Raw genomic sequence first — 25,753 nt, 5'->3', positions numbered from 1 at the left:
ACCGGGATGACGAACGAGCACTGGGGTGACGGCACGCGCAGCGTGCACGCGGGCCTGCCGGACGCCGTACCGGGACAGCCGTTGCTGCCCGGCCCGGTCTTCGCCGCGCCGTACCACCTGGACCCGGAGCGCGGCCCGTCGGCGGCGGTGAACGGGTACGGACGGCCCGACAACCCCACCCGGCGGCTGCTGGAGTCGGCGATCGGGGAGCTGGAGGGCGGCGACTGCCGGGTCTTCGCCAGCGGCCAGGCCGCCATCACCGGGCTGCTGCTGACCGTGCTGCGCCCCGGCGACACCGTGCTGCTGCCCGCCGACGGCTACTACTCGGTGCGCTCGTTCGCCTCCGGCGCGCTGGAGCAGCTCGGGGTACGCGTGGTGCTCGTGCCGACGGCCGGGCCGTACCCGTCGTTCGAGGGCGTCCGGCTGGTGCTGCTGGAGACCCCGGCGAACCCCGGCCTGGACGTCGCCGACGTCCGGGCGGTGGCCGCCGCCGCGCACGCCGCCGGAGCGCTGGTGGCGGTGGACAACACCACCGCCACGCCGCTCGGGCAGCGCCCGCTCGACCTCGGCGCGGACGTGGTGGTCGCCTCCGGCACCAAGGCGCTGACCGGCCACTCCGACCTGTTGCTGGGCTACCTGGCCACCCGCGACGCCGGGCTGCGGGACGCGGCGACCACCTGGCGCAACACCACCGGCGGCGTGCCCGGCGCGTTCGACTGCTGGCTGGCCCACCGGTCGCTGGCCACGCTCGACCTGCGGCTGGCCCGGCAGACCGCGAACGCGCGGGCGCTGGCCGACCTGCTCGCGGGCCGCCCCGACGTCACCGGCCTGCGCTGGCCCGGACGGCCGGACGATCCGGCGTATCCGGTCGCGTCGGCCCAGATGCGGCGCGTACCGGGGGTGCTCTCGTTCGACCTGGGTGACGAGCGCCGGGTGGCCCGGTTCCTCGGCGCCTCCCGCCTGGTGGCCGCCGCCACCTCGTTCGGCGGCCTGCACACCACAGCCGACCGGCGGGCCCAGTGGGGCGACGACACGTCGCCGGGCTTCGTGCGGTTCTCCTGCGGCGTCGAGGACACCGCCGACCTGCTCGCCGACGTGACGGCGGCGCTCGACGCGGCGGGCTGACGGCGTATCGGCCGCTGGGCTAAGGTGACGGGCAGCCACGGCCCGTGCGGCCCCGACCCGAGGAGGTGAGTCCGATCCACCAGCAGAGGACCGGCGCTCCCTCCGAGTCCGCGTCGCTTCGGGGCTGAGGCGACGCCGGGGGCGCCGACGAGCGCTTCCCGAAAGGCTTGCCATGGCATCCACCGTGTTCACCCCCGACCGTCCGGCCCTCGTGCGGCGGCTGCGCGCCGCCGGTTGCGTCTTCGCCGAGGACGAGGCGGAACTGCTGATCGCCGCCGCCGACTCGGCGCAGGCGCTGACCCGGCTGGTCGACCGTCGCGTCGCCGGCCTGCCGCTGGAGCACCTGCTCGGCTGGGCCGAGTTCTGCGGCCGGCGGATCGCCGTACACCCGGGGGTCTTCGTGCCGCGCGGCCGGACCGCACTGCTCGTCGACACGGCGACGGCGCTGGCCGGGCAGGCGCCGGCGGTGCTCGACCTGTGCTGCGGCTCCGGCGCCGCCGCCGTGGTGCTGCACGAGCGGCTGGCGCCCCGCTGGCTGGTCGCCGCCGACATCGACCCGGTGGCGGTGGCCTGTGCCCGGCGCAACCTCGAACCGCTCGGCGTCCCGGTCTATCAGGGCGACCTGTTCGACGCGTTGCCGGCCGGGCGGCGCGGAGAGCTGGACCTGGTGGTGGCGAACGCGCCGTACGTGCCGACCGCTGCGGTGGCCTCGCTGCCGGCCGAGGCGCGCCTGTACGAGGCGCCGGTCGCGCTGGACGGCGGCGCGGACGGCCTGGCCGTGCTGCGCCGGGTCGCCTCCGGCGCGGCCGAGTGGCTCGCACCGGGCGGGCACGTCGTGGTCGAGGCGAGCGCCGCGCAGGCCCCGGAACTGTGCGGCGTGTTCACCGCCGCCGGGCTGGACCCGGCGGTGGTACGCGACGAGGAACGGGAGGCCACGGCGGTGACCGCCCGCCGCCCCGGCTGACCGGGGCGGGGGAGTCCTCGGGGGGCGTGGCGGGTGGGCCGGGCGGGAACTAGCCTCGGGTCAGGCGCGGCGGGAGGCGGTGGCGGTGGGCAGCGCAGGTGTGCCGGTGGTGGTGGGGCTGGACAACGGGGGCACGAGCGACAACGCCACGGTGCTGACCGTCGACGGCCGGTTCCTGGTGGACGGGCTGCTGGAGATCCCGAGCGACGTCGGCGCCGGGCCGGAGGCGGCGGTGGAGGCGCTGGCGCGGGCGTTCGACGGCGTCCTGGCCCACACCGGGGTGCCGCGTGACCTGGTCCGCGCGGTCGGGCTGGACACGCCCGGCCCGGCCAGCGCCACCGGCGTGATCTCGTCCCGTGGCTCGACGAACTTCTCCCAGCCCGCCTGGCGGGGCTTCGACGTGCGTACCGCGCTGGAGCGGCGGCTGGGCCTGCCGGTGGTGTACGCCAACGACGGCAACGCCGCCGCGCTCTACGCCCACCACGTGCACTTCGGCGCCGCGGCGATGGCGCGGTCGTCGGTGTCCGCGATCGTCGGCACCGGGCTCGGCGGGGGCGTGGTGGAGTCCGGCCGGGTGGTCGGCGGCGCGGCCGGCATGGCCGGTGAGTTCGGGCACGTGCACATCCCGCTGGACGGGCTGGTCGAGCCGGACCAGGCGGCGCCGGTCTGCGCCTGCGGCTTCACCGGGGACGCGGAGAGCGTCGCCTCGCTCACCGGGATCCGGCGCAACCTGCTGCCGTACTGGCTGGCCCGGCATCCGGAGCATCCGCTCGCGGCGGAGGAGCCGGACCGGGCGGCGAAGCTGCTGCGCGGCTACGGCGAACGCGGTGACCCGCTGGCCCGCCTGGTGTTCACCCAGCAGGCCAAGGCGCTGGGCCGGCTGTTCACCATCGCGGCCAACTTCACCGACCCGCACGCGTACTTCGTCGGCGGGGGTGTGGTGGAGGCGGCGCCGGAGTTCCGGGACTGGTTCCTCGCCGCCGTCGCCGAGCACACGGTGCTGCGGGAGGAGCAGCGGGCGGTGGCCACCTTCGCGCTGGTGCCGGACCGGGACATGGCCGGGGCGCGGGGGGTGGCCATCGCGGCGCTGGAGGCGGTACGCGGTGCCGTCACGGCCGCCGCCCCACTCGGCTGACGCCGCCGCCTGACGAGTCGCTCAGGCGCGCGGCGGCGCGGCGGTGAACGCGGCCCAGGCGTGCGGCGGGAACACCAGCACCGGGCCGGCCGGATCCTTGGAGTCGCGGACCGCCACCGCGCCGGGCAGCGGCGCCATCTCCACGCACGCGCCCTCGTCGCCGCTGTGGCTGCTCTTGCGCCAGCCGGCCGGTGCGGGGTTCGTGCGGTTCGTGCCGTTCATCTGGTCACCTCTCGTTCAGCAGGCGGAGGAGCTGGTCCCGACTGGCCGCCGGGCTCAGCGCCACGGTCCGCAGGTGCTCCATGATCTTGGCGCAGGTCCGCAGGTCACCCGGCCGGTCGAGGACCATCTGCCCGGCGACGGTCTCCACCGAGGCGATGATCGGATCCTCCGGGTCGGCGAACTCCAGGATGTGCAGCGATCCCCGGGTGCCCCGGTGGTAGCCGGCGGCGAGCGGGATCACCTGCACCGTGACGTTCGGCAGCTCGGCCATCTTCAGCAGGTGCTGGAGCTGGCCGGACATGACCGAGCGGTCACCGACCGGGCGCAGCAGCGCGCCCTCGTCGATGATGGCGTCGAGGATCGGCGGCTCGGCGCCGGAGAGCCGCTGCTGGCGGTCCAGCCGGAGCTGGACCCGCTGCTCCACCTGCTCGTCGGTGAGCGTGTGCGGCCCGCCGCGCATCACCCCGCGGATGTAGTCGGCGGTCTGGAGCAGACCGGGCACCACCGACGGCTCGAAGTTCGCGATGCCGGTGGCCTCGGCCTCCAGCGCGATGAAGTCGATGGTGCGCTGGTCCAGCAGGTACGAATAGGACACCCACCAGCCCGGCTTGCGGGCGTCCTTCGCGAGCTGCACCGCCGCGGCGATGTCGGCCGGGCCCACGCCGTAGCTGATCAGCAGCGCGCGCACGGTGGCGGGACTGACGAGCGTCTGCGCGTTCTCGTAGCGGGACAACGTGCTCCGGGTGCTGTTGATCTCGTCGGCCGCGGTCTCCAGGGTGAGGCCGGCGGCCTCCCGGTGGGTCCGCAGGGCGATGCCGAGCCGTCGGGCCCGGGCGGTCTTCGGCGCCATGCATCGATGGTCGCACATCCCGCGGGAAACCGGGCATGAGAGAAAGCCGATGAGAGTTGCATTCACGCCGGTGAACCTGTCAACGTGTGACGGCGTCCTCACCGCCGGTTGTCGTGGCGACGGTGGTGGTGAGCGACCGGAGGGGATGGGGCGCGCGGTGGTCGGATTCTTCACTCCCCCACGATCCGACCGCCGCGTGCCCCTGCCGGTTCCACGAGACGGGGAGGGGTCCAGCGGTGACCAGGTTCCTGGTGGTCCTGACCGACGTGCGTCCACCGGACGGCACCCGGCGTGACGAACGGACCAGCCCGGAACGCCGCCGTCAGGTGGTCGGCGCGAGCAGCCGGGAGGCGGCCGACCGGATCGCCGGCGCGTTCATGGCGCTGGGCATGGTGCGGGCCGGCCGGCAACGGGTGAAGGTCATCGCGGTCGGCCGCCGGCCCCGGCACCCGGCCTTCTGAGGGATCTCGTTCCGTTACTCCCTGTAGATGTCACCTTGACCGTTTGCCACGCGACTCCGTGTCTCCCCGGGTAACCACCACCGCTTGCGGCAACGCACAGTAAGGTCAGTCGGGTGAGCGCCACCGGCGAGCACGGCCAGCCGCAGTCGCGAACGATGAGGTGACCATGACCACCCCAGGCAAGACCCGTGTGGCGATCGTCTTCGGCGGCCGCAGCCCCGAGCACGGCATCTCCTGTGTCAGCGCCGGCAGCGTGCTGGCCGCGCTCGACCCGGACGAGTTCGAGGTGGTCCCGGTCGGCATCACCCGGCAGGGCCAGTGGGTCCTCGCCAGCGGCGACCCGAGCGGGCTCGCCATCACCGACCGGAAACTGCCGGAGATCACCGCCGGGTCCGGCGCCGAGCTGGTGCTGCGCGCCGATCCCGCCGCGGGTGGCCTGATGGTGCTCGACCCGACCCAGGGGCCGGTCGCGCTCGCCGACGTGGACGTGGTCTTCCCGGTGCTGCACGGCGCGTACGGCGAGGACGGCACCATCCAGGGGATGCTGGAGATGGCCGACATCCCCTACGTCGGGGCGAACGTCTTCGCCTCCGCCGCGGCCATGGACAAGGAGTTCACCAAGAAGCTCTGCGCCGCCGAGGGCATCCCGGTCGGCCCGTACGCGGTGCTGCGCGCCGGGATGTCACTGAGCGAGGAGGACAAGGAGCGCCTCGGGCTGCCCGTGTTCGTCAAGCCGTCCCGGGCCGGCTCCTCGTTCGGCATCACCAAGGTCGACGACTGGGCGGACCTGGACGCCGCGCTCGTCACCGCGCGCGAGATCGACAGCAAGGTGCTCGTCGAGGGCGCGGTGGCCGGCCGCGAGATCGAGTGCGGCGTGCTGGAAGGCGAGGCCGGCGGCGCGCCGGAGGCCTCAGTGCTCGCCGAGGTGCGGATGATCGGCGACCGCGACTGGTACGACTTCGAGGCCAAGTACATCTTCGCCGACGAGGTCTGCGAGTACGACGTACCGGCCGACCTGCCCGAGCCGGTGGCCCGGCAGGTGCGCGACTACGCCACCCGTGCCTTCACCGCGCTCGACTGCTCCGGCCTCGCCCGGGTCGACTTCTTCGTCACCCCGCAGATGGACGTCTACCTCAACGAGATCAACACGATGCCGGGCTTCACCCCGACGTCGATGTTCCCGCGCATGTGGTCGGCCAGCGGGCTGGAGTACCCGAAGCTGGTCAACCGGCTGATCCGTACCGCACTGCACCGCCGCGCCGGCCGCTGACCGCCTGCACCGCCGCGCCGGCCGCTGACCGGCCGGCCGGGCGTCAGGCGGAGCAGCCCGAGGGGGGCTGCTTCGCCGAGGGGACGGAGCTGACGATCGTGTCGGAGATCGAGGTCACCCACTGGAGCGGCGGCTCGTACGACTTCGGCACCCGGACCCGGATCGGGGTCTCCCGGTCGACCGTGGTCAGCACCGTGCCGCCGGCCTCCTCGGCCGCGTGCCAGCAGACCTTGTTGACCGTCCACACCTCGTCGGTGGGCGGGAACTGCGCCGGGCTTCCGCCGCAGGCCACCGTCAGCGCCGGGTCGCCGTACGCGGCGTTCTGCTCCGGGCCCGCGGTGACCGGGCGCTGCGGCAGGTCACGCACGCTGTCCGGGAGCTGCGACATCAGGGCGCGGCAGAGTACGGTCGGGCGCTCGGCCAGCGCCGGGGCGGGCATCTCGACCGGCGCGCTGGACTGCACCCGGGGACTCGCCGACGCGCTCGGCTCGGCGTCCGGCGACTCCGGGGCCAGCTTGGCGAACGTGAAGCCGGCCACCGCCACGGTCACCGGCACCGCGACGAGCGTCGCCCAGAGCGCGGCACGGCGGGTGGCGCCGTCCCGGCGGGGGGAGGTGTCCTTCTCGTCCACTTACAGCCGCACCACCGAACACGTGAGGGTGCGGGTGATGCCGGGCACCATCTGCACCTTGCTGACGATGAGTTTGCCGAGCTCGTCGACGGTGTTCGCCTCGGTGAGCACGACCACGTCGTACGGCCCGGTGACGGCGTCGACCCGTACCACGCCGGCCAGGTCCGCGATCAGACCGGCCACGTCACGCGCCCGGCCGACCTCGGTCTGGATGAGGATGTACGCCTGTACCACGACTCGACCTCCGTCCGTCGCCTCCGGGCGACCCGAAGGGTGAAACTACCGTACTGACCGGCAGTGATCCCTATCGGTTGCCGGTCGGACGCGGTGAGCGAGCACACGCCGGTACGGACAGGGGTGGGACGTGCGGAACGACGCAGCGGAGCGAGGGGACGGAATGACGGTCACTGATGTCGGTGAGTTCGGCCTGATCGACCGGGTGACCGCCCGGCTGGCGCAGGGACAGAGCTGCCTGCTCGGCCCCGGCGACGACGGCGCGGTGGTGGCGGCGCCGGACCGGCGGGTGGTCGCCTCGACCGACGTGCTGGTGGAGGGCCGGCACTTCCGCCGGGACTGGTCGGCGGCGCGGGACGTGGGGCACCGGGCGGCGGCGGCGAACCTCGCCGACATCGCCGCGATGGGCGCCAACCCGACCGCGCTGCTCGTCGCGCTCTGCATGCCGGCCGAGCTGGACCCGGCGTGGGCCGAGGAACTGGCCGACGGGCTGGGCGCGGAGGCGGCGCTCGTCGGCGCGAGCGTGGTCGGCGGGGACATGTCCGGCAGTCCGACGCTCACCATCGCGGTGACAGCGCTCGGCGACCTGGCCGGCCGCGCCCCGGTGGTCCGTTCCGGCGCCCGCCCCGGCGACGTGGTGGCGCTGGCCGGGCGTACCGGCTGGGCGGCGGCCGGCTACACCGTGCTGTCCCGGGGTTTCCGCACGCCCCGGCTGCTGGTCGAGGCGTTCCGCCGCCCCGAGGTGCCGTACGCCGCCGGACCCGCTGCCGCCGAGGCCGGGGCCACCGCCATGATCGACGTGTCGGACGGGCTGCTGGCCGACCTCGGGCACGTGGCGACCGCCAGCGGTGTGGCGATCGACCTGAGCCGGGACGCGTTCGAGGTGCCCCGGCAGATGCGGGACGCGGCGCAGGCGCTCGGCGTCGACCCGTACACCTGGATCCTGGCCGGCGGCGAGGACCACGCGCTGGCGGCGACGTTCCCGGGGGACGCCGCGCTCCCGGACGGCTGGCGGCCGGTCGGGCGGGTGGCGGCCGGCGCCGGGGTCACCGTCGACGGCGCCGCCTACAGCGGCCCGCGCGGCTGGGACCACTTCCGCCGGACGGCGGAATAGCCTGCACCGCCGGCGGACGCCGGAATAGCCTGCACCGCCGACGGACGCCGGAATAGCCTGCACCGCCGGCGGACGGCGGAATAGCCGGCACCGCCGCCGGACGCCGGAGTGATCTGCGTCCGACCCCGGGCCGCCGGGCCGGGCCGGGGGCGGCGGCGGTCGTAACCTGGCACGGTGAGCGAGATCGAGATCCGGGAGCGGCGCTTCGACGCGCCCGAGTCGCAGGCGCTGATCCGGGCGGCGCTGGCCGACCTGGGCGCCCGGTACGGCGGCAGCGGCGACGAGACCCCGGTCGACGCGGCCGAGTTCACCCCGCCGGACGGCACGTTCCTCGTCGCCTACCTCGACGGGCGGCCGGTGGGCTGCGGCGGGTGGCGCAGCCACGGCGAGGACGGCGACACGGCCGAGCTGAAGCGGATGTACACCGACCCGGCGGCCCGGGGCCGGGGCGTGGCCCGCTCGGTGCTCGCCGCGGTCGAGCGGTCCGCCCGCGACCACGGCCGCAAGCGGATCGTGCTGGAGTGCGGCGACAAGCAGCCCGAGGCGATCGCCATGTACACCTCGGCCGGATACGAGCGGATCCCGAACTTCGGCTTCTACAAGGACGCCCCGGGCTGCCTGTCGTACGGCCGCACGCTCTAGCCGACGGAGATCCGGATCTCGCTCGCGGCGCGGCGCGCGGCATTCGCGGCCTCGTCCGGGGTCGCGCCCCAGGCCATCAGGTGCCCGCTGCGGTGCGCCGAGGAGAGCAACTCCGGCACGGTCTGCCCGACCTTCGTCTCCACCTGCACGTCGAGCACGCCCGGCACGCGCAGCGCGTCGCGCCTGCCGTCCACGGCCGTGACCCGGCCGGGCGGGGCGATCAGGAACTCGATCGCCGCCGCGCCGGTCGCCCGCGCAGGCAGCGCCGGCCGTTCGCCGCGCAGGATCCGCAGGTACGCCTCGATGACGTCCCGTTCGTAGGCGATCGAGATGAGCGCGGTGATCATGTCGCCGGGCATCCGGGCCGCGCACTCCACCAGCGTCGGCACGCCGTCGGCGAGGATCCACTCGCTGTGCAGCATGCCGCTGCGGAAGCCGGCCGCCCCGGCGAGACGTACCGCGGCGGCGCGCAGCGCGTCGTGCGCGGCGGCGGGCAGCGCGGACGGCACTGTGTGGCCGGTCTCGACCGGGTAGCGGCCACCGGCGATCCGCTTGTCGGTGACGTTGGCGAAGATCACCTCGCCGTCCGCGACCAGCAGCTCGACGCTGTGCTCGGAGCCGACGAGCAGTTCCTCGACCAGGACACCGGTGGGCAGGCCGCGCTCGGTGGCCTCGGCCGGGTCGGGCGGGGCGGCGCTCGCCGCCCAGCGGGCCGGCACCTCGGCCGGGTCGGTGATCAGCTGCACGCCCAGGCTGCCCGAGCGGCGGGTCGGCTTGAGCACGCACCGGCCGCCGTGCGCCTCCGCGAACTCCACCGCCCGCGCCGGGTCGTCGACCAGCTCGTAGGCCGGGTTGGCCAGCCCGATCCGGTCGGCGAGCAGCCGCATCCGGTGCTTGTCGGAGAAGACGTCGGCGGCCTCCACCCCGGCACCCGGCAGACCGAGCCGTTCGGCGAGCCGGGCGGTGGCGCCGACCGCGTACTCCAGGCCGGGCAGGACCAGCCGGGCGTCGGCGAGGCCGGGCTCGCGGGCGAGCAGGGCGTCGGGGTCGAAGCCGGTCTGGTACTCGGCGGCGACGAGGCGCCCGATCATCGGCAGCCGCTCGGCGAACCGGGTCAGGTCGCGGCGGGCGATCACGTCCGGCTCCTCGACCAGCACCACGCTGCCGGGCGGCAGCTCCTGGTCGAACCAGCTCAGCGAGCCGAACGACGCGCCCACCACCACCAGTTGCTCGCGACCCAGATCGAGGTCCACCGGTCACCCTCCCCACGGCTCGCGCCGGAACCGGACGGCCGGCGCAGCAGCACCCTAACCGGCCGGTACCAGCCGGTCGCCGTACGGTCGGTCAGGGGTGCGGGGGCGGGTCGGTGGATTCGGCGCCCGGGCCGCCGGACACGACAGAAGCCGGCGGACCCCGAAGGGATCCGCCGGCGACCGACGATGTTCCGGTGGCGCTACCGCGTCAGGCGCGGGTGACCTTGCCGGCCTTGATGCACGAGGTGCAGACCTGCAACTTCTTGGTGGTGCCACCACCGGCCGGGGTACGCACCGACTGGATGTTCGGGTTCCAGCGGCGGTTGGTCCGCCGGTGCGAGTGGGACACGTTGTGGCCGAAGCCCGGCCCCTTGCCACAGACGTCGCACACGCTAGCCACGGGATACTCCTGGGATTGAAACGTTCATGAGGTCGCCGCCAGGCGCTGCCCGGGCAACCTGGTCAGGTTACCCGATGACAGTCGGTCCGCCCAACCGGCCCTTTCGCGAGCCCACCCAGCGTACCGGCGTCCCGGCCGGGCCGTCGGCCGGGGCGGACACGCGGCGGACGACCCCGGCGCGTGTCGGTGTGCGCCAGTAGGCTTCCCGACGTGCTGGAGACCCTCGACGCCGCAGCGGTACGCCGCTGGTGCGCGAGCGGGCTGACCGCCCTCCGGACCCACCAGGGCGAGATCGACGACCTGAACGTCTACCCCGTGCCCGACGGTGACACCGGCACCAACCTGGTGCTCACGCTCACCTCGGCCCAGCAGGCCCTGGCCATGGACCTCGGCACGCTCCCCGACGACGGGCACACCCCGCACGGGCACGCGCTGCGGCTGATGGCCCGGGGCGCGCTGCTGGGGGCGCGCGGCAACTCCGGCGTGATCCTCTCGCAGATCCTGCGCGGTCTCGCCGACACGCTCGCCGCCGTGCCCGCGGTGCGCGGGCGGCAGCTCGCCGACGCGCTGGCCGACGCCACCACCGCCGCCTACGCCGCAGTCGCCCGGCCGGTCGAGGGCACGCTGCTGAGCGTGGTCGCCGCCGCGGCACACGCGGCCCGCCGGGCGGACAGCGACGACCTGCGCGCCGTGGCCCGGGCCGCGGCCGAGGCGGCGGCGCACGCGCTGGCGCGTACCCCCGAGCAGTTGCCGGAGCTGGCCCGCGCGGGCGTGGTCGACGCCGGCGGGCGGGGCCTGTGCCTGCTGCTGGACGCGCTGGTCGAGGTGATCACCGGCGAGAGCCCGGCGCAGCCGGCGCCCGCGCCACCCGCCCGCCGCGCGTCGGTCACCGCCGTGCGGGAGAGCGGCTCCGACGCGTACGCCTACGAGGTGCAGTACCTGCTCGACGCCACCGACGAGGCGGTGACCCGGCTGCGCGCCGAGCTGGACGCGCTCGGCGACTCCCTGGCGATCGTCGGCGACGGCGCCGGCACCTGGAACGTGCACGTGCACGTCAACGACATCGGGGCGGCGGTCGAGGCGGGCGTGGTCGCCGGTCGCCCGCACCGGATCAGCGTGACCCGCTTCGCCGACCAGGGTGCCCCGGCACCGCAGGCGCCGCTGCCCGAGGGGCGGGCCGCCGTGGTGGTGGCCACCGGCGCGGGCATCGCGGAGCTGTTCGCCGCCGAGGGCGCCGTGGTGGTGCCCGCCAACCCGTCCACGGGTGAGCTGCTGGACGCGATCCGGGCCACCGGCGCCGCCCGGGTGGTGGTGCTGCCGAACGACCCGAACACCCAGTCGGTGGCGAGCGCGGCGGCCAAGGAGGCGCACGGCCTCGGCGTGAAGGTGAGCGTGGTGCCGACCCGCTCGCCGGTGCAGGCGCTCGCGGCGCTGGCCGTACGCGATCCGAAGCGACGGTTCGAGGACGACGTGATCGCGATGGCCGAGGCGGCCGGCGCCTGCCGGTACGCCGAGGTGTGCCACGCCGCCCGCGAGGCGCTCACCGTCGCCGGCCCGGCCCGCCCGGGTGACGTGCTGGCCCTGGTCGAGGGCGAGGTGCACCTGATCGGGCAGGATCTGGTCGACACCTGCACCGCAGTGGTGGACCGGATGCTCGGCGGTGGCGGCGAACTGGTCACGCTGCTGTGCGGCGCGGACGCGCCGGCCGGGCTGGCCGACCGGGTCCGCGCGCACGTCGAGGGGGCCTGGCCGTTCGTCGAGGTGCAGGCGTACGAGGGCGGGCAACCGCACTATCCGCTCCTGGTGGGGGTCGAATGACGAGCGAAGCGGCCACCGTGGACACGCCGCTGAAGAAGCTGGTCGGCGAGCGCACCGCGAAGGCGCTGGCCGGGCATCTCGACCTGCACACCGCCGGTGACCTGATCTACCACTTCCCGCGCCGGTACGACGAGCGCGGCGAGCACACCGACATCCGCTCGCTCGACGTGGGGGAGCAGGTCACCGTGCTGGCCCAGGTGCAGCGCACCGCGGTCCGCCCGATGCGCCAGCGGCGCGGCAACCTGCTGGAGGTGACCGTCGGTGACGGTTCCGGCGGCGTGCTCACCTGCACGTTCTTCGGCAACCAGGCGTGGCGGGAACGGGAGCTGCGGCCCGGCCGGTGGGGGCTGTTCGCCGGCAAGGTGACCGAGTTCCGGGGCAAACGCCAGCTCAACGGCCCGGAGTACGTCCTGCTCGGCGAGGGCGGCGAGGGCGAGGCGGCGGCCAACGAGGAGGTCGAGGAGTTCGCCGGGGCGCTGATCCCGGTCTACCCGGCCGCGGCGGCGGTGCCGACCTGGGTGATCGCCCGCTGCGTCCGCGTCGTGCTCGACACGTTCACCCCGCCGGAGGATCCGCTGCCGGCCACCGTGCGGGCCACCCGCAACCTGATCGACATCGGCACCGCGCTGCGCGAGATCCACCGTCCGACCAGCAAGGAGGCGCTCTACCGGGCCCGCCGCCGGCTGAAGTGGGACGAGGCGTTCGCCGTGCAGCTCACGCTGGTGCAGCGCAAGCACCGGGCGGCGGCGTCACCGGGGCGGGCCCGGCCGGCGAAGGCGGGCGGCCTGCTGGACGCGTTCGACGCCCGGCTGCCGTACGAGCTGACCTCCGGCCAGCAGGTCGTCGGGCGGGAGATCGCCGCCGACCTGGACCGGGCGCACCCGATGCACCGGCTGCTCCAGGGCGAGGTGGGTTCCGGCAAGACGGTGGTGGCGCTGCGCGCCATGCTCCAGGTGGTCGACGCCGGTGGGCAGGCCGCGCTGCTGGCCCCGACCGAGGTGCTCGCCGCCCAGCACCACCGGGGCATCCTCGACCTGCTCGGCCCGCTCGGCCGGGCCGGCGAGCTGGGCGCCGCCGACGACGCCACGCGGGTGGAGCTGATCACCGGCTCGCTCGGCGCGGCGGCCCGGCGCCGGGCACTGGCCGAGGTGGCCGAGGGTCGCGCCGGCATCGTGCTCGGCACGCACGCCCTGCTCTACGAGGGCGTCGACTTCCACGACCTCGGCCTGGTGGTGGTGGACGAGCAGCACCGCTTCGGCGTGGAGCAGCGCGACGCGCTGCGCGCCAAGGCCGAGCGGCCGCCGCACGTGCTGGTGATGACCGCCACTCCGATCCCGCGCACCGTGGCCATGACCGTCTACGGCGACCTGGAGACCTCCACGCTGTCCCAGCTTCCGCAGGGCCGCTCGCCGATCGCGTCGCACGTGGTCCCGGCCGCCGAGAAGCCGGCCTTCCTCGACCGGGCCTGGCGCCGGTTGCGCGAGGAGGTCGCGAAGGGCCACCAGGCGTACGTGGTGTGCCCGCGGATCGGAGAAGGGCCGGTGTCGGACGAGGAGGCGCCGCGGGAGGACGACAACGGCCGCCGCCCGCCGCTGGCGGTGACCGAGGTGGCCCCGCTGCTGGCCGAGGGCCCGCTGCACGGGCTGCGGATCGGGGTGCTGCACGGGCGGCTGCCGGCCGACGAGAAGGACGCGGTGATGCGCGCGTTCGCCGACGGCGAGCTGGACGTGCTGGTCGCTACCACTGTGGTCGAGGTCGGCGTGAACGTGCCCAACGCGACAGTGATGATCGTGCTCGACGCCGACCGGTTCGGTGTCTCCCAGCTCCACCAGCTGCGCGGCCGGGTGGGCCGGGGCTCGGCCGCCGGTCTGTGCCTGCTGGTCACCGAGGCGGCCGAGGGCTCCTCCGCGCGGGAGCGGCTGGACGCGGTCGCCTCCACCACCGACGGCTTCAAGCTCGCCGAACTCGACCTGGAACAGCGCCGGGAGGGCGACGTGCTGGGCGCGACCCAGTCCGGCCGGCGCTCGCACCTGCGGCTGCTGTCGTTGCTGCGCGACACCGAGCTGATCCGCGACGCGCGGGCCGAGGCGACCGAACTGGTCGAGGAGGATCCGGAGCTGGCCCGGCATCCGGCGCTGGCGGCGTCGGTCGCCGCGCTCGTCGACGAGGAGCGCGCCGAATACCTGGAGAAGGGCTGACGCGCGGGACCGGCCGGCGCTCCGCTGCGGCTTCGCGGGACTGCGGCACGGACGTCGCGTGCCTAGGCTCGCGCAGATGTCGACACCATTCCTCGAACGCGGTGTGCTGCTGCTGGCCCGAGGTGACGAACTGCTTGTGGACCGGGTCGCCGGAGCGGCCGACGAGACGTCCGGCCGGCCGTGCACCTCGGCCACCCGCTTCCAGATCGCCTCGATCAGCAAGCAGATGGCGGCCGTGGCGGTGCTGCTGCTCGCCGAACGCGGCGTGCTGCGCCTGACCGACCCCGTCACCCGGTGGCTGCCCGGCACGCCGCCGCCGGAGTGGTCCGGCATCACGCTGCACCACCTGCTCACCCACACCTCCGGCCTGGGCCACTGGGAGGAGTACCCGGCGGTCGACCTGCACGGACCGGCCGAGCCGGACGAACTGCTCGGCCGGTTCGCCGCGCTGCCGCCGCTGTTCCGGCCCGGGGCCGGGTGGCACTACAGCAGCCCCGGCTACGTGCTGCTGGCCCGGACCGTCGAGCGGGCGGCCGGGCGGCCGTACGCCGAGTTCCTCGCCGAGGAGGTCTTCGCGCCGCTGGGCATGACGGGCAGCTTCGCCGGTGCGGGCGACGGCCGGCCGGACGTGGCGGCCGGGCACGAGGGCGGCCGTCCGGTGCCGTCCTGGGACCTGGCGACGGTCAGCATGGGTGCGGGTGACGTCTGGTGCACCGCTGCGGACCTGTTGACCTGGCTGGACGTACCGCGCCGGGGCCGGCTGCTCACACCAGCCTCGGTGGCGGCGACGACCGCACCGCACGCGCCCACCGGGCGGCCCGGTGAGGCGTACGGCTACGGCTTCTTCGTCGGCCCGCTGGCCGGCCGGCGGGCGGTGCACCACTCGGGGGACAACGGCGGCTACAAGGCGTTCGCCGCCTGGCTGCCCGACTCGGACGAGCGGCTCGTCCTGCTGGCGAACCAGGCCGAGGTGAACCCGGCGGCTGTCACGTCGGTGCTCGACGCCGTCTGACCTGCCCGCGCCGGCCGAGGCCGCGCCCGCGCGGCGGGGTGGGTGCGGGGTGCGGGTGCGCGGTGGCGCCGCGGGCACGGCGAGGGCGCGCCGGCCGGGTGGCCGGACGCGCCCTCGGTCCGTTATGCATCTGAGATCATTGATGTACGTCGAGTCACGGATCGTCGCGCCGGGTACTTCGTCCACGCCTCGCGGCGTCGCGTAGCGTCGGGGCATGCGCAGGGAGCGACGGTGACCCGGATCGTGGCCGGCACGCTCGGCGGCCGGCGGATCGCCGCGCCGCCCGGCGCCGGCACCCGGCCCACCTCCGACCGGGTCCGCGAGGCGCTGTTCAGTGCCGTGCACTCCCACGTCGACCTGGACGGGGCGCGCTTCGCCGACCTGTACGCCGGTTCCGGCGCGGTCGGGCTGGAGGCGCTGTCCCGGGGCGCGGCCCATGTCCTGCTCGTCGAGTCCGACGCGCGGGCCGCCCGGGTGATCCGGGAGAACATCGCCGCGCTCCGGGCCGCGCCGGCCGCGCGCCTGGTCACCGGCAAGGTCGCCGGCGTGCTCGCGGCCGGGCCCACCGACGGGCCGTACGACGTGGTCTTCGCCGATCCGCCGTACGCGGTGCCGGACGCCGAGATCACCGCGATGCTGGCGGCGCTGGTGGACGGCGGCTGGCTCGCCCCGGACGCCCTGGTGATCGTCGAGCGGTCCAGCCGTACCGGACCGGTCACGTGGGTGGAAGGTGTCACTCCGGAGCGCAGCAGACGTTACGGCGAGACCACACTTTGGTACGGTCGCCGATCATGAGACGTGCGGTCTGCCCGGGCTCGTTCGACCCGGTCACCAACGGACACCTCGACATCATCGGCCGGGCCAGCCGGCTGTTCGACGAGGTGATCGTCGGAGTGCTGGTCAACCAGTCCAAGCAGGGCCTGTTCACCGTCGAGGAGCGGATCGCCATGCTCCGCGAGGTGACCGCCTCGTACGACAACGTCCGGGTGGAGTCGTTCCGCGGCCTGCTCGTCGACTTCTGCCGCGCCCAGCAGGCGAGTGTGCTGATCAAGGGCCTGCGTGCGGTGAGCGACTTCGACTACGAGCTGCAGATGGCCCAGATGAACATCGGCCTGGCCGGCGTGGAGACGCTGTTCATGCCGACCAACCCGCTCTACTCGTTCATCTCGTCCAGCCTGATCAAGGACGTGGCGAAGTGGGGCGGCGACATCTCCGCCCACGTCCCCGACCTGGTCCGAGCCCAGCTCTCCGCCCGCCTCCGCCCCTGACCCCCGCCCCCGTCCCCGCCCTGGCTCGGCCCCGCGATCTTGCACTTCCGGCCCGGACATTCCTCCCGCAAGGGACGAGTGCGGGGCCGCAAGTGCAAGATCGCCGGGGAGAGGGGTGAGGGAGGGCGCGGGGGAGGGCGACGCGCCGGGTGGGGCGGGTGGGGTGCTTGTGGCTCGGGCGCGACATGATGTCTGCAGCGCCGAGACGGGGCGCAGGCCGCATGATGGAGGGCGGCCGACGAAGACAGGAGTGAGGTACCGGTGGACCCGCTCGATCGCATCGACGAACTGATCGCCATGGTGGAGCAGGCCCGCTCCGTCCCGATGTCGCGCAACAACTGCATGGTCGACCGGGGCGAGATGATCGCCACGCTCGACGAGCTGCGCGCGGAGCTTCCCGCGGACCTGCGCCGGGCCGCCGCGCTGCTGGAGGAGCGGGACAAGATCATGGAGGCCGGCAAGCGTGAGGCCGACCGGATCATCAGCGAGGGTGAGGCGGAACACGCCCGGCTGGTTTCGGTCAACGAGATCACCGTCTCGGCCGAGCACGAGGGCGCGCGGATCATCGCCGAGGCGCGGGCTGAGGCGCAGCGCCTCCGCGAGGAGGTGGACGACTACGTCGACACCGCGCTGGCGAACTTCGAGCAGTTCCTCACCCGGGCGCTGGCCTCGATAGAGCGCGGCCGGGACAAGATGCACGCGCTGCGCGAGATCGGCACCTTCGCCGGAGACGAGGCGGACCGCCCGCTACCCTTCTGAGCGGCGCGCGAGCCGGTCGCCGACAGCCGGCTGCCGTCGAGCCGGAGGTGAGCCCCGGTTCGACGGTCCGCCCACCTGGCAGGTAACCTTCTTTGTCGGCCTCTCAACGGCCGGAGTCTGACTATGCCCAAACACTCGCCAAGCACACTCGACCCCAGGTCGCCGCTGGTCCTCGACACGAGGGAACTGCCGCGCCGACCTGGCGCGTTGCGTACGCACAAGCGGGTCGTGCCGGCACCGGCGGACCTCGGCGTGGAGTTGATCAGCGTGCCGGAGGGCGCGGACCTCGACCTCGACCTGAGGTTGGAGTCGGTGTCCGAGGGCGTGCTCGTCTCCGGGACCGTCACCGGTCCCGTCAAGGGCGAGTGCGGCCGCTGCCTGCGCGAGATCGACGACTCGTTGGCCGTGACGATCCAGGAGCTGTACGCGTACGAGAACAGCACCACGGACGACACGACCGAAGAGGACGAGGTGGGCCGGATGCAGGGCGATCTGATCGACCTGGAGCCGGCGTTGCGGGACGCGGTGGTGCTGGCGCTGCCGACGAACCCGCTCTGCCGGGAGGACTGCCCAGGCCTGTGCCCCGACTGCGGGGTGCACTGGGACGATCTGCCGGCCGACCACAGCCATCAGCAGGTCGACCCGCGTTGGGCGAGCCTGACGCAACTGACCCGTACAGAGGAGTAAGAACCGTGGCCGTCCCCAAGCGCAAGATGTCGCGCAGCAACACCCGCGCCCGCCGGGCGAACTGGAAGGCCTCGGCGGTGGCGACCGTGGCCTGCCCGCAGTGCAAGTCGGCCAAGCTGCCGCACGCCGCCTGCTCCGTCTGCGGCACCTACAACGGCCGTCAGGTCCTCGAGGTCTGACCCGGCCGCCGAGTGACGTCCCCGACCACCGGTCGGGTGACGCGCGCACCAAGGCTCTCGCCCGGTGCCCCGGCTCCCGCCGCCGCCGACCGGTCTCCGGCCGGCGGACTGTCGGAGCCGGGCACCGCGCGGATCGCCGTCGACCTCCTCGGCGGGGACGATGCTCCCGCCGTCGTGGTTGACGGCGCTCTGCGAGCGGTACGCACTGATCCCGCCCTGCACCTGCTGCTCGTCGGCCCGATCGAGGTGGCCGACGAGCTGATCGGTGCGCTCGACCCGGCTCAGCGCGCCCGGGTCACGGTCCGCCCGGTGCGGACCGCCGTCGGCATGGCCGACCATCCCACCGCCGCCCGCGGCGAGAGCACGGTACGCACCGCCGTGCAGGCCGTCCGCGACGGACTCGCCGACGCGATCGTCTCCGCCGGCTCGACCGGCGCCACCGTCACCGCCGCCGCGCTCGGCCTCGGCCGCTGGACCGGGATACGCCGGCCCGCGCTCGCCGCCACGCTGCCCGCCGTCGAGGGGCCGGTGGTGCTGCTGGACGTCGGCGGCACGCTCGAACCCGGCCCGGCCACGCTGGCCCGGCACGCCCTCCTCGGCGCCGCCTACGCGGCCGTGGCCCACGCCGTCACCGCACCCCGCGTCGGGTTGCTCTCCGTCGGCCTCGAGACGGGCAAGGGCGACCGGCTGCGCCGGATCGCCGCACCCGCGCTCGCCGCCGCGCCGCTGCCCTGCGACAGCCGCTACGTCGGCCTGGTCGAGGGGTACGACATCTCGCTCGGCACCCGCGCCGACGTCGTGGTGACCGACGGCTTCACCGGAAACGTCCTGCTGAAGGCCATCGAGGGCGCGTACGCCATGGCCGGCGGCCCACCGTCACGCGGCGGCGCCCCGCGTGCCGCGGCCCTGCTCGGGGTGGGCGGCACCGTGGTCGTGTGCCACGGCGCGGCCGGCCCCGAGGACGTCGCCTCCGGCATCGCGCTCGCGGCCCACCTGTGGCGCCGTGACGCCGCCGGGACGGTCCGCGCCCTGCTCGCCGACATCCCGCACGATCTCGCACCCGACCGAAACGACACCGAGGTAGCACCATGACCAACGACAAGCGGCGGCGTGCTCCCGTCGGCCACCTGGAGGCGGCCTTCGGGGTGTCGCTCGACCCGGAACTGCTGGAGCGCGCGCTGACCCACCGCTCGTACGCGTACGAGAACGGCGGCCTGCCCACGAACGAGCGGCTGGAGTTCCTGGGCGACTCGGTCCTCGGCGTGGTGATCACCACAGCGCTGTTCCACAACCACCCCGACCTGCCCGAGGGGCAGCTGGCGAAGCTGCGCGCCAGCGTGGTCAACATGCGGGCGCTCGCCGACGTGGCGCGTGGCCTGGGCCCGGACGGGCTCGGCGCGTACCTGCTGCTCGGCAAGGGCGAGGAGGCCACCGGCGGACGGGACAAGGCGAGCATCCTGGCCGACACGCTGGAGGCGCTGCTGGGCGCGATCTACCTCCAGTACGGCCTGGACACGGCGGCCATCGTCATCCACCGGCTGTTCGACCCGCTGATGGCCGAGTCGGCGGGCCGGGGCGCGGCGCTGGACTGGAAGACCAGCCTCCAGGAGCTGACCGCCGCGCTCGGGCTCGGCGTGCCCGAGTACCGGATCGAGGGCACCGGGCCGGACCACCTCAAGACGTTCACCGCCTGGGTGGTGGTGGCCGGCAACCGGTACGGCGGCGCGGAGGGGCGCAGCAAGAAGGAGGCCGAGCAGCGCGCGGCCGAGTCGGCCTGGCGCACGCTCACCGAGCAGGCCGAGGCGGAGGCGGCGGCGCAGGACCAGGACCAGGACGGGACGAGCCCGCAGGACGACACGACGGATGTCGAGGCGGGCGCCGGCCGTGCCTGAGCTGCCCGAGGTCGAGACCGTCCGGCTGGGACTCGCCCAGTGGGTGATCGGCCGGCGGATCGCCGCCGTCGAGGTACGCCACCCGAGGGCGGTACGCCGGCACGCGCCCGGCGGCGCGCACTTCGCCGACGTGCTCGCGGGCCGGACGATCACCGGCGTGCACCGCCGGGGCAAGTACCTCTGGCTGCCGCTGGACAGCGGCGACGCGGTGATCGGCCACCTCGGCATGTCCGGCCAGCTGCTGTTGCAGCCGGTCGGCGCGGCCGACGAACTGCACCTGCGCGTCCGGTTCCGGTTCGCCGACGACGGGCCGGAGCTGCGTTTCGTCGACCAGCGCACGTTCGGCGGGCTGTCCGTGTCGGCCGGCGGGGCGGAGCTGCCCGCCGAGATCGCCCACATCGCCCGCGATCCGATGGACCCGGAGTTCTCCGACGAGGCGTTCGTGGCGGCGCTGCGGCGCAAGCGTACGGAGATCAAACGCGCGCTGCTCGACCAGACGCTGATCTCCGGGGTGGGCAACATCTACGCCGACGAGGCACTGTGGCGGGCGAGGCTGCACGGCGCCCGCCCGGCCGACGCGCTGACCCGTCCGGCCGCGCTGCGGCTGCTCGGGCACGTCCGGGACGTGCTCGCCGAGGCGATCAAGCAGGGCGGCACCAGCTTCGACGAGCTGTACGTCAACGTCAACGGCGAGAGCGGCTACTTCGACCGGTCGCTCAACGCGTACGGCCGGGAGGGGGAGCCCTGCCCGCGCTGCGGCGCCCCGATCCGGCGCGAGGCGTTCATGAACCGGTCCTCCTACAGTTGCCCGCGATGCCAGCCGCGGCCCCGGGGCACCCTCCGGGGATGACCCCGAGCCGGTTCGGGGTTGCGCCGGTGTGCATCGCCAGACGGTCCCCGGGGACGCGCCGGAGCGTACCCGGAGATGCCCTTTTCCGCCCGGTCCGCGCGGCCGGAACCGGCTGCGCGGACCTCGCCGCCCGGATCGGGGACGAGCGGGGGCCGTTCCCCGATGTCGGGGCCCCGCCTGCTGCCTAGCGTCATCTGGGGTCGGCACAGGGCCGGCATCAGGAGGGTGGAACGCGGGACATGGGCAGGCGACCGGTGACCGTGCGGCTGGCACGGTGGAGTGCGGAGCATCCGTGGCGCGCGATCGCGTTGTGGGTGGTCTTCGTGGCGGTGTGTTTCGTCGGCGGCAGCGCCGCCGGGCTGAACGAGGCCACCGACGAGGATCAGGCGATCGGCGAGTTCGGACAGGCACAGCTGATCGTCGACAGTGGCGGGTTCGACCAGCCGGCGACCGAGAACGTGCTGATCACCGCCCGCTCGGGCTCGCTCGACCAGGCCGCCGCGAAGGCCGCCGCGCAGGACGCGGCGGACCGGCTGCGGCAGGTCGACGGCGTGGCCTCGATCGGTACGCCGATGCCGTCGCGCGACGGCAGCGCGCTGCTGCTGCCGATCACCATGTCGGGCGACCCGGGCACCGCCGGGGACCGGGTGCAGCCGCTGCGGGACACCACCGCGAAGGTGCAGGACGCGCACCCGCAACTGCGGGTGGAGCAGGTCGGCGGCCCGTCGATCGACAAGGCGCTCGACGACACGCTCGGCAAGGACTTCAAGCGCGCCGAGCTGCTCAGCCTGCCGGTGACGCTGGCCATCCTGATCATCGCGTTCGGCGCGCTGATCGCCGCCGGGGTGCCGGTGCTGCTGGCGCTCTCCTCGGTGGCCGCCGCGATGGGACTCTCCACACTCGCCTCGCACCTGGTGCCGGCCACCGACACCACCGCCAGCGTCATCCTGCTGATCGGCATGGCGGTCGGCGTGGACTACTCGCTGTTCTACGTGCGGCGGGAACGGGAGGAACGGGCCAAGGGCCGGTCCGGCCTGGACGCGGTGGAGATCGCGGCGGAGACCTCCGGGCACGCCGTGGTGGTCTCCGGCACCGCCGTGATCATCTCGATGGGCGGCCTGCTGCTCGCCCAGGACGCGATCTTCTCCTCGCTGGCGGTCGGCTCCATCCTGGTGGTGGCGGTCGCCGTGATCGGCTCGCTGACCGTGCTGCCGGCGCTGCTGGCGAAGCTGGGCCGCTGGGTGGACCGGCCGCGTGTGCCGCTGCTGTGGCGCCTCACCGCGCCGCGCAACGGTCAGTCCGCCCGGCCCCGGTTCTGGCCGGCGGTGCTCAAGCCGGCGCTGCGCGCGCCGGTGGCGACGCTGCTGATCTCGGTAGCGCTGCTGCTCGCGCTCGCCGCGCCCGCGCTCGGTATGAAGCTGAAGTTCCCCGGCCCGGAGGACGTGCCCCGCACCACGGCGGCCATGCAGGCGTACGACCGGCTCACCGCGGCCTTCCCGAGCAACGGCACCAGCCACACCGTCGCCGTGCGGGCGCCCGCCGAGCAGGCCGACCGGGTGCGGGCCGCGCTCACCGACCTGGCCGGCCGTACCGCCGCCGACCCGCTCTTCGCGCCGGCCGAGGGGGACGGCCCGGAGATCCGGGTGTCGGCGGACCGGCGGGTGTCGGTGCTGGAGGTGGCCACGCCGCACGCCAGCCGCTCCGACGAGGCGAACCGGTCGCTGCACGAGCTGCGCGAGGACCTGGTCCCGGCCACGCTCGGCGGCATCCCGGGCGTGGAGTACGCGGTCGGTGGCGGCGTGGCCGCCAGCGAGGACTACGCCGCCCACATCTGGGCGAAGCTGCCGATCGTCGCGGCGTTCGTGCTGGCGCTGACGTTCCTGGTGATGGCGTGGACGTTCCGGTCGGTGGTGGTGGCGCTGACCTCGATCGTGCTGAACCTGCTCTCCGCCGGTGCCGCGTACGGGCTGCTGGTGCTGGTCTTCCAGAGCGACTGGGCGGAGGGGCTGCTCGGCTTCACCTCGATGGACGCGATCGTCACCTGGCTGCCGCTGTTCCTGTTCGTGGTGCTGTTCGGACTGTCGATGGACTACCACGTCTTCGTGGTGAGCCGGATCCGCGAGGCGGTCGACCGGGGGATGCCCAACCGGGAGGCGGTGGCGCACGGCATCACCTCCTCGGCCGGGGTGGTGACCAGCGCGGCGGTGGTGATGGTGGCGGTGTTCTCCATCTTCGCCACGCTCAGCATGATCGACTTCAAGCAGCTCGGCATCGGCCTGGCGGCGGCGATCCTGCTGGACGCCACGATCATCCGCGCGGTCGTGCTGCCATCGGTGATGACGCTGCTCGGTGACGCGAACTGGTGGGCGCCACGCTTCATGCGCCGTCGGCGGCCCGTCCCGGCGGTCGAGCCGCCGCCCGCCCCGGCACCGGAGCTGGTCGGCGTCCGCTGATCCCGAGCGGACCCGCCCCGGGGCTCGGTCCCGGCGCCCAACCGGTGGTGCCGGACAGCTTGACATCAGCTCCGGCTCGTGCCGGCCGCTGAGAAGGCATTCGTGTTCGCGCGGTATACCTGAGAGTCATAGTTATGACTCTCAGGTATACCGCCTTCCGTGCGTCTATTCGCCGCTGATGGTCACGGAGAGTGTTGGCAGCTTTCGTACGGGATGATCGTCATCGGCGCCCCGCTCCCGGCGGGCGGGGCGGCGGGGTGTCACGGCAGGGCGCACGGCTCCCGCCAGGCGTCCAGCTCGCGGTCCTTGCGGATCGAGGCGAAGCCGTAGCCGACCGAGGTGACGCAGAAGTCCGCCGGCTCGCCGGTGTACTCGACGTGGAAGACCGGCTTGCCGGCGTCGACGAAGGGCAGCAGCTTCGCGCACTCGCGGCGGCGTACGCACTCCTGGTTGACCGCGAAGTCGAAGTCGGGGGCCAGCGCGGCCACCTGCGCCACGTCGTCGACCAGGCCGGGGGAGAGGTCCAGCTTGCGGGCCAGCCCGGCCAGCCGGCGGTTGAACAGCAACTGGTCGTCGAAGTCCAGCGGGTAGCCGGAGCGGTGCCGGTAGCCGTCCGCGTCGGCGAACGCCACCGCGCCGAAGCCCTTGCCCCGGCACAGCCGGAACCGGTCGGCCAGCACCGGCGCGAGCGCGTCCCAGTTCCGCACGTCCAGGAAGCGGCTTCCCGGACGCGCCGGCACCGCCGTGCCGCGTACGGCGGCGGGGAAGCGGGTGGCGTCCGGGTCGTCCGCGGCGTACGTGCCGACCCGGACGTGGCAGATCAGCCGGCGGTCCTGCTCGCGCAGCGCGGCGGTCTCGGCCGAGGTGGTCGCCACCGGGTCGAGGAGGAAGACGTCGGCGTCGACGGTGGTGTCCACCGGGGTGGTGAGCTGCCACTGCCACCGCCAGCTTCCGGCCTGCGCGGCCGGCCAGGGAGTGGGCGCGCCCGGCGGCGTGATCGGCCGGCGGCAGGCCGGCACCGGGGCGAGCAGCAGCGCGGTCAGCGCGAGCGCCACGCCCCGGCGCGGGCCACGTCGGCGGACGTGGGCCGGCCGGGAGCGCGGCACGGCCCACACCGGCCGGATCCGCATCGACAGCTCCCCGGACGCGGGCGGCCCGACGCCGCCCCCGACCGCTCAACGAGCGCCGGGCCGGTCACGACGCGCGCTCAGCTCGGGGTGGCGAAGACCTGCGTCCAGTACGGCCCGTTGCTGCGCGCCACACCCACCCCGATCTGGGTGTACGAGCAGTTGAGGATGTTCTTCCGGTGGCCTTCGGAGTTCATCCAGCCCTCCATGACCGCCGCCGGGGTCTGGTAGTTCCAGGCCACGTTCTCGCCCACCATGCGGTAGCTGTAGCCGGCGGCCTTGACCCGGTCCCAGGGCTGGCTGCCGTCGCTGCCCGTGTGGTCCATCTTCTGGTGGTCGGCCTGGTCCTGGCTGTGCCGCTGGGCGGCCAGGTTCAGCTTGGCGTTGACGGTGAGCGCCTTGCAGCCGGCCTTCGCCCGCTCCTGGTTGACGATCGTGACGACCTTCTGGAGTTCGGCGCTGAGCCCGGTCGTGGCGGTGGCCTTGGTGCTCGTGGAGCCGCCGCTCGACGTCCCGCCGCTCGGTGCGCTGCTGCGCTCCTGCTGCCGCGACGGCGCGGTGCTGCGGCTCGGCTTCGGGGTGGCCTTCTTCGTCGGGCTCGGCGCGGCGGTGGTCGGTACGGCCGACGGGCTCGCCGACTCGGGGGCGAGCGCGTCGGCGGGCGCCTCCTCCGACCCCTCGGGTGCCTGCGGCGCGGCGGCCACCGGCGCGTCGGCGGACGTGCGCTTCGTGCCCTGGTCGTCGCCGGGCAGCAGGACGGCACCCACGCCGAGGCTCACCACGAGCGTCGCCGCGGCGGCGGCCCCGCCGATCACGAGCGGCCGGGACAGGCGCCGCTTCGGGCGCCGCCGGTCGTCGGCCGGGCTGCCGGTCGCCGGCTGCCAGGTCGCGGCGGGCTGCTCCTGGCCCTGCCACGCCGCGGGCTGCTCGTGGTCCTGCCACGCCGCGGGCTGCTCGTGGTCCTGCCACGCGGGCTCCTGGCCGTGCCACGCGGCGGTCGGCTGCTCCTCGCCGTTCCACCGGTCCCGGGGCGGCGGGTAGGAGCCGGCGGGCGGCTGCTGCGCTCCGTCCCCGAACAGGTACGACGACCGCGGCTCGGGTCGGTCGCTGAGCCACGCCGGACCCTCGTCGGTCGGCGGCTCGGGACGCCGGCCGGCGCCCTCCGGTTCGATCGGGTCGTTCCAGCGGTACACGCCTGTCCCCTCCACG

General features: G+C 74.4%; 27 protein-coding genes. 19 read left to right on the top strand and 8 right to left on the bottom strand.

Going from position 1 to position 25,753, the window contains the following annotated elements; all coding sequences use genetic code 11:
* Nucleotides 1–6 precede the first annotated feature (6 nt).
* The 3 genes from ABIH81_RS01260 to ABIH81_RS01250 all read left to right on the top strand — a co-directional run bounded on the left by ABIH81_RS01260 (nt 7) and on the right by ABIH81_RS01250 (nt 3,224).
* Entirely contained in the window at nt 7–1,125 is a 1,119-nt protein-coding gene (locus tag ABIH81_RS01260; protein ID WP_349878626.1) for a cystathionine gamma-lyase, read from the top strand.
* A 172-nt stretch (nt 1,126–1,297) separates the two neighbouring features.
* A complete protein-coding gene (locus tag ABIH81_RS01255) occupies nt 1,298–2,089 on the top strand; it encodes a putative protein N(5)-glutamine methyltransferase (RefSeq protein WP_349878625.1) in 792 nt (263 codons plus the stop codon).
* Nucleotides 2,090–2,174: 85 nt separating this feature from the next.
* On the top strand, nt 2,175–3,224 hold the full coding sequence (locus tag ABIH81_RS01250; RefSeq protein WP_349878623.1) for an ROK family protein: 1,050 nt from the start codon (nt 2,175–2,177) through the stop codon (nt 3,222–3,224).
* Between the two features lie 21 nt (nt 3,225–3,245).
* Here the strand turns inward: ABIH81_RS01250 and ABIH81_RS01245 are convergent, their stop codons facing one another.
* Together ABIH81_RS01245 and ABIH81_RS01240 are read right to left on the bottom strand one after the other, a co-directional pair.
* Nucleotides 3,246–3,446 carry a DUF397 domain-containing protein gene (locus ABIH81_RS01245; RefSeq protein ID WP_349878621.1) on the bottom strand — a complete coding sequence of 67 codons (201 nt, stop codon included), beginning with the start codon at nt 3,444–3,446 and terminating at the stop codon, nt 3,246–3,248.
* 4 nt (nt 3,447–3,450) lie between these two features.
* Nucleotides 3,451–4,296 carry a helix-turn-helix transcriptional regulator gene (locus ABIH81_RS01240; RefSeq protein WP_349878619.1) on the bottom strand — a complete coding sequence of 282 codons (846 nt, stop codon included), beginning with the start codon at nt 4,294–4,296 and terminating at the stop codon, nt 3,451–3,453.
* A gap of 236 nt (nt 4,297–4,532) precedes the next feature.
* Here ABIH81_RS01240 and ABIH81_RS01235 point away from each other — a divergent pair, with 236 nt between their 5' ends.
* Both ABIH81_RS01235 and ABIH81_RS01230 read left to right on the top strand, forming a co-directional pair.
* Nucleotides 4,533–4,757, top strand: coding sequence for a hypothetical protein (locus ABIH81_RS01235; protein ID WP_216932463.1), 225 nt, complete (start codon nt 4,533–4,535; stop codon nt 4,755–4,757).
* Nucleotides 4,758–4,923: 166 nt separating this feature from the next.
* Complete coding sequence (locus ABIH81_RS01230; protein ID WP_349878617.1) at nt 4,924–6,027, top strand: D-alanine--D-alanine ligase family protein; 1,104 nt, start codon at nt 4,924–4,926, stop codon at nt 6,025–6,027.
* 43 nt (nt 6,028–6,070) lie between these two features.
* Here the strand turns inward: ABIH81_RS01230 and ABIH81_RS01225 are convergent, their stop codons facing one another.
* Nucleotides 6,071–6,658, bottom strand: coding sequence for a DUF3515 family protein (locus tag ABIH81_RS01225; protein ID WP_349878615.1), 588 nt, complete (start codon nt 6,656–6,658; stop codon nt 6,071–6,073).
* Nucleotides 6,659–6,892 carry an Lrp/AsnC ligand binding domain-containing protein gene (locus tag ABIH81_RS01220; protein ID WP_013284547.1) on the bottom strand — a complete coding sequence of 78 codons (234 nt, stop codon included), beginning with the start codon at nt 6,890–6,892 and terminating at the stop codon, nt 6,659–6,661.
* Between the two features lie 163 nt (nt 6,893–7,055).
* Between ABIH81_RS01220 and ABIH81_RS01215 the strand changes: the two genes are divergently transcribed.
* Nucleotides 7,056–8,006, top strand: a complete 951-nt coding sequence (locus tag ABIH81_RS01215; protein ID WP_349878613.1) for a thiamine-phosphate kinase — start codon at nt 7,056–7,058, stop codon at nt 8,004–8,006.
* Between the two features lie 174 nt (nt 8,007–8,180).
* Nucleotides 8,181–8,648, top strand: coding sequence for a GNAT family N-acetyltransferase (locus tag ABIH81_RS01210; RefSeq protein ID WP_349878612.1), 468 nt, complete (start codon nt 8,181–8,183; stop codon nt 8,646–8,648).
* Here ABIH81_RS01210 and ABIH81_RS01205 read toward each other — a convergent pair.
* Nucleotides 8,645–9,901: an ATP-grasp domain-containing protein gene (locus ABIH81_RS01205; protein WP_349878610.1), complete on the bottom strand. Its 1,257-nt coding sequence runs from the start codon at nt 9,899–9,901 to the stop codon at nt 8,645–8,647. The genes ABIH81_RS01210 and ABIH81_RS01205 overlap by 4 nt on opposite strands.
* Before the next feature lie 208 nt (nt 9,902–10,109).
* Nucleotides 10,110–10,301 carry a 50S ribosomal protein L28 gene (gene rpmB / locus ABIH81_RS01200; RefSeq protein WP_013284551.1) on the bottom strand — a complete coding sequence of 64 codons (192 nt, stop codon included), beginning with the start codon at nt 10,299–10,301 and terminating at the stop codon, nt 10,110–10,112.
* A 210-nt stretch (nt 10,302–10,511) separates the two neighbouring features.
* Here rpmB and ABIH81_RS01195 point away from each other — a divergent pair, with 210 nt between their 5' ends.
* The 12 genes from ABIH81_RS01195 (at nt 10,512) to ABIH81_RS01140 (ending at nt 23,417) form a co-directional block, all read left to right on the top strand.
* A complete protein-coding gene (locus ABIH81_RS01195; protein WP_349878607.1) occupies nt 10,512–12,119 on the top strand; it encodes a DAK2 domain-containing protein in 1,608 nt (535 codons plus the stop codon).
* On the top strand, nt 12,116–14,317 hold the full coding sequence (gene recG, locus ABIH81_RS01190; protein ID WP_349878606.1) for an ATP-dependent DNA helicase RecG: 2,202 nt from the start codon (nt 12,116–12,118) through the stop codon (nt 14,315–14,317). The genes ABIH81_RS01195 and recG overlap by 4 nt, the downstream gene beginning before the upstream one ends.
* A gap of 76 nt (nt 14,318–14,393) precedes the next feature.
* Nucleotides 14,394–15,329 carry a serine hydrolase domain-containing protein gene (locus ABIH81_RS01185; RefSeq protein WP_349878604.1) on the top strand — a complete coding sequence of 312 codons (936 nt, stop codon included), beginning with the start codon at nt 14,394–14,396 and terminating at the stop codon, nt 15,327–15,329.
* 231 nt (nt 15,330–15,560) lie between these two features.
* Nucleotides 15,561–16,124 carry a 16S rRNA (guanine(966)-N(2))-methyltransferase RsmD gene (gene rsmD / locus ABIH81_RS01180; RefSeq protein ID WP_349878602.1) on the top strand — a complete coding sequence of 188 codons (564 nt, stop codon included), beginning with the start codon at nt 15,561–15,563 and terminating at the stop codon, nt 16,122–16,124.
* On the top strand, nt 16,121–16,597 hold the full coding sequence (gene coaD, locus ABIH81_RS01175) for a pantetheine-phosphate adenylyltransferase (protein ID WP_128138481.1): 477 nt from the start codon (nt 16,121–16,123) through the stop codon (nt 16,595–16,597). The genes rsmD and coaD overlap by 4 nt, the downstream gene beginning before the upstream one ends.
* A gap of 261 nt (nt 16,598–16,858) precedes the next feature.
* Nucleotides 16,859–17,356, top strand: a complete 498-nt coding sequence (locus tag ABIH81_RS01170) for a hypothetical protein (protein ID WP_334459366.1) — start codon at nt 16,859–16,861, stop codon at nt 17,354–17,356.
* A gap of 123 nt (nt 17,357–17,479) precedes the next feature.
* A complete protein-coding gene (locus ABIH81_RS01165) occupies nt 17,480–18,043 on the top strand; it encodes a YceD family protein (RefSeq protein WP_349878599.1) in 564 nt (187 codons plus the stop codon).
* A 5-nt stretch (nt 18,044–18,048) separates the two neighbouring features.
* Entirely contained in the window at nt 18,049–18,222 is a 174-nt protein-coding gene (gene rpmF, locus ABIH81_RS01160; protein WP_030500827.1) for a 50S ribosomal protein L32, read from the top strand.
* Nucleotides 18,223–18,330: 108 nt separating this feature from the next.
* Nucleotides 18,331–19,314 (top strand): phosphate acyltransferase PlsX, encoded by a 984-nt coding sequence (locus ABIH81_RS01155; protein WP_349881269.1) that lies wholly within the window; start codon nt 18,331–18,333, stop codon nt 19,312–19,314.
* Complete coding sequence (rnc, locus tag ABIH81_RS01150; RefSeq protein ID WP_349878596.1) at nt 19,311–20,114, top strand: ribonuclease III; 804 nt, start codon at nt 19,311–19,313, stop codon at nt 20,112–20,114. Before ABIH81_RS01155 ends, rnc begins: the two co-directional genes overlap by 4 nt.
* Nucleotides 20,107–20,964 carry a bifunctional DNA-formamidopyrimidine glycosylase/DNA-(apurinic or apyrimidinic site) lyase gene (mutM, locus tag ABIH81_RS01145; protein WP_349878595.1) on the top strand — a complete coding sequence of 286 codons (858 nt, stop codon included), beginning with the start codon at nt 20,107–20,109 and terminating at the stop codon, nt 20,962–20,964. The genes rnc and mutM overlap by 8 nt, the downstream gene beginning before the upstream one ends.
* 239 nt (nt 20,965–21,203) lie before the next feature.
* A complete protein-coding gene (locus ABIH81_RS01140; protein WP_349878593.1) occupies nt 21,204–23,417 on the top strand; it encodes an MMPL family transporter in 2,214 nt (737 codons plus the stop codon).
* A gap of 260 nt (nt 23,418–23,677) precedes the next feature.
* On the opposite strand, the gene ABIH81_RS01135 is transcribed toward ABIH81_RS01140, so the two are convergent.
* Together ABIH81_RS01135 and ABIH81_RS01130 are read right to left on the bottom strand one after the other, a co-directional pair.
* On the bottom strand, nt 23,678–24,547 hold the full coding sequence (locus ABIH81_RS01135; RefSeq protein ID WP_349878591.1) for an endo alpha-1,4 polygalactosaminidase: 870 nt from the start codon (nt 24,545–24,547) through the stop codon (nt 23,678–23,680).
* A 77-nt stretch (nt 24,548–24,624) separates the two neighbouring features.
* Entirely contained in the window at nt 24,625–25,737 is a 1,113-nt protein-coding gene (locus tag ABIH81_RS01130) for a CAP domain-containing protein (protein WP_349878589.1), read from the bottom strand.
* Nucleotides 25,738–25,753: the final 16 nt, after the last annotated feature.

The sequence above is a fragment of the Micromonospora sp. HUAS YX12 genome (genome assembly GCF_040215685.1).
GTDB lineage: Bacteria > Actinomycetota > Actinomycetes > Mycobacteriales > Micromonosporaceae > Micromonospora > Micromonospora tulbaghiae.
The sequence above is the reverse complement of the archived record's forward strand: the minus strand, read 5'-3'. Positions and strand labels throughout refer to the sequence as shown.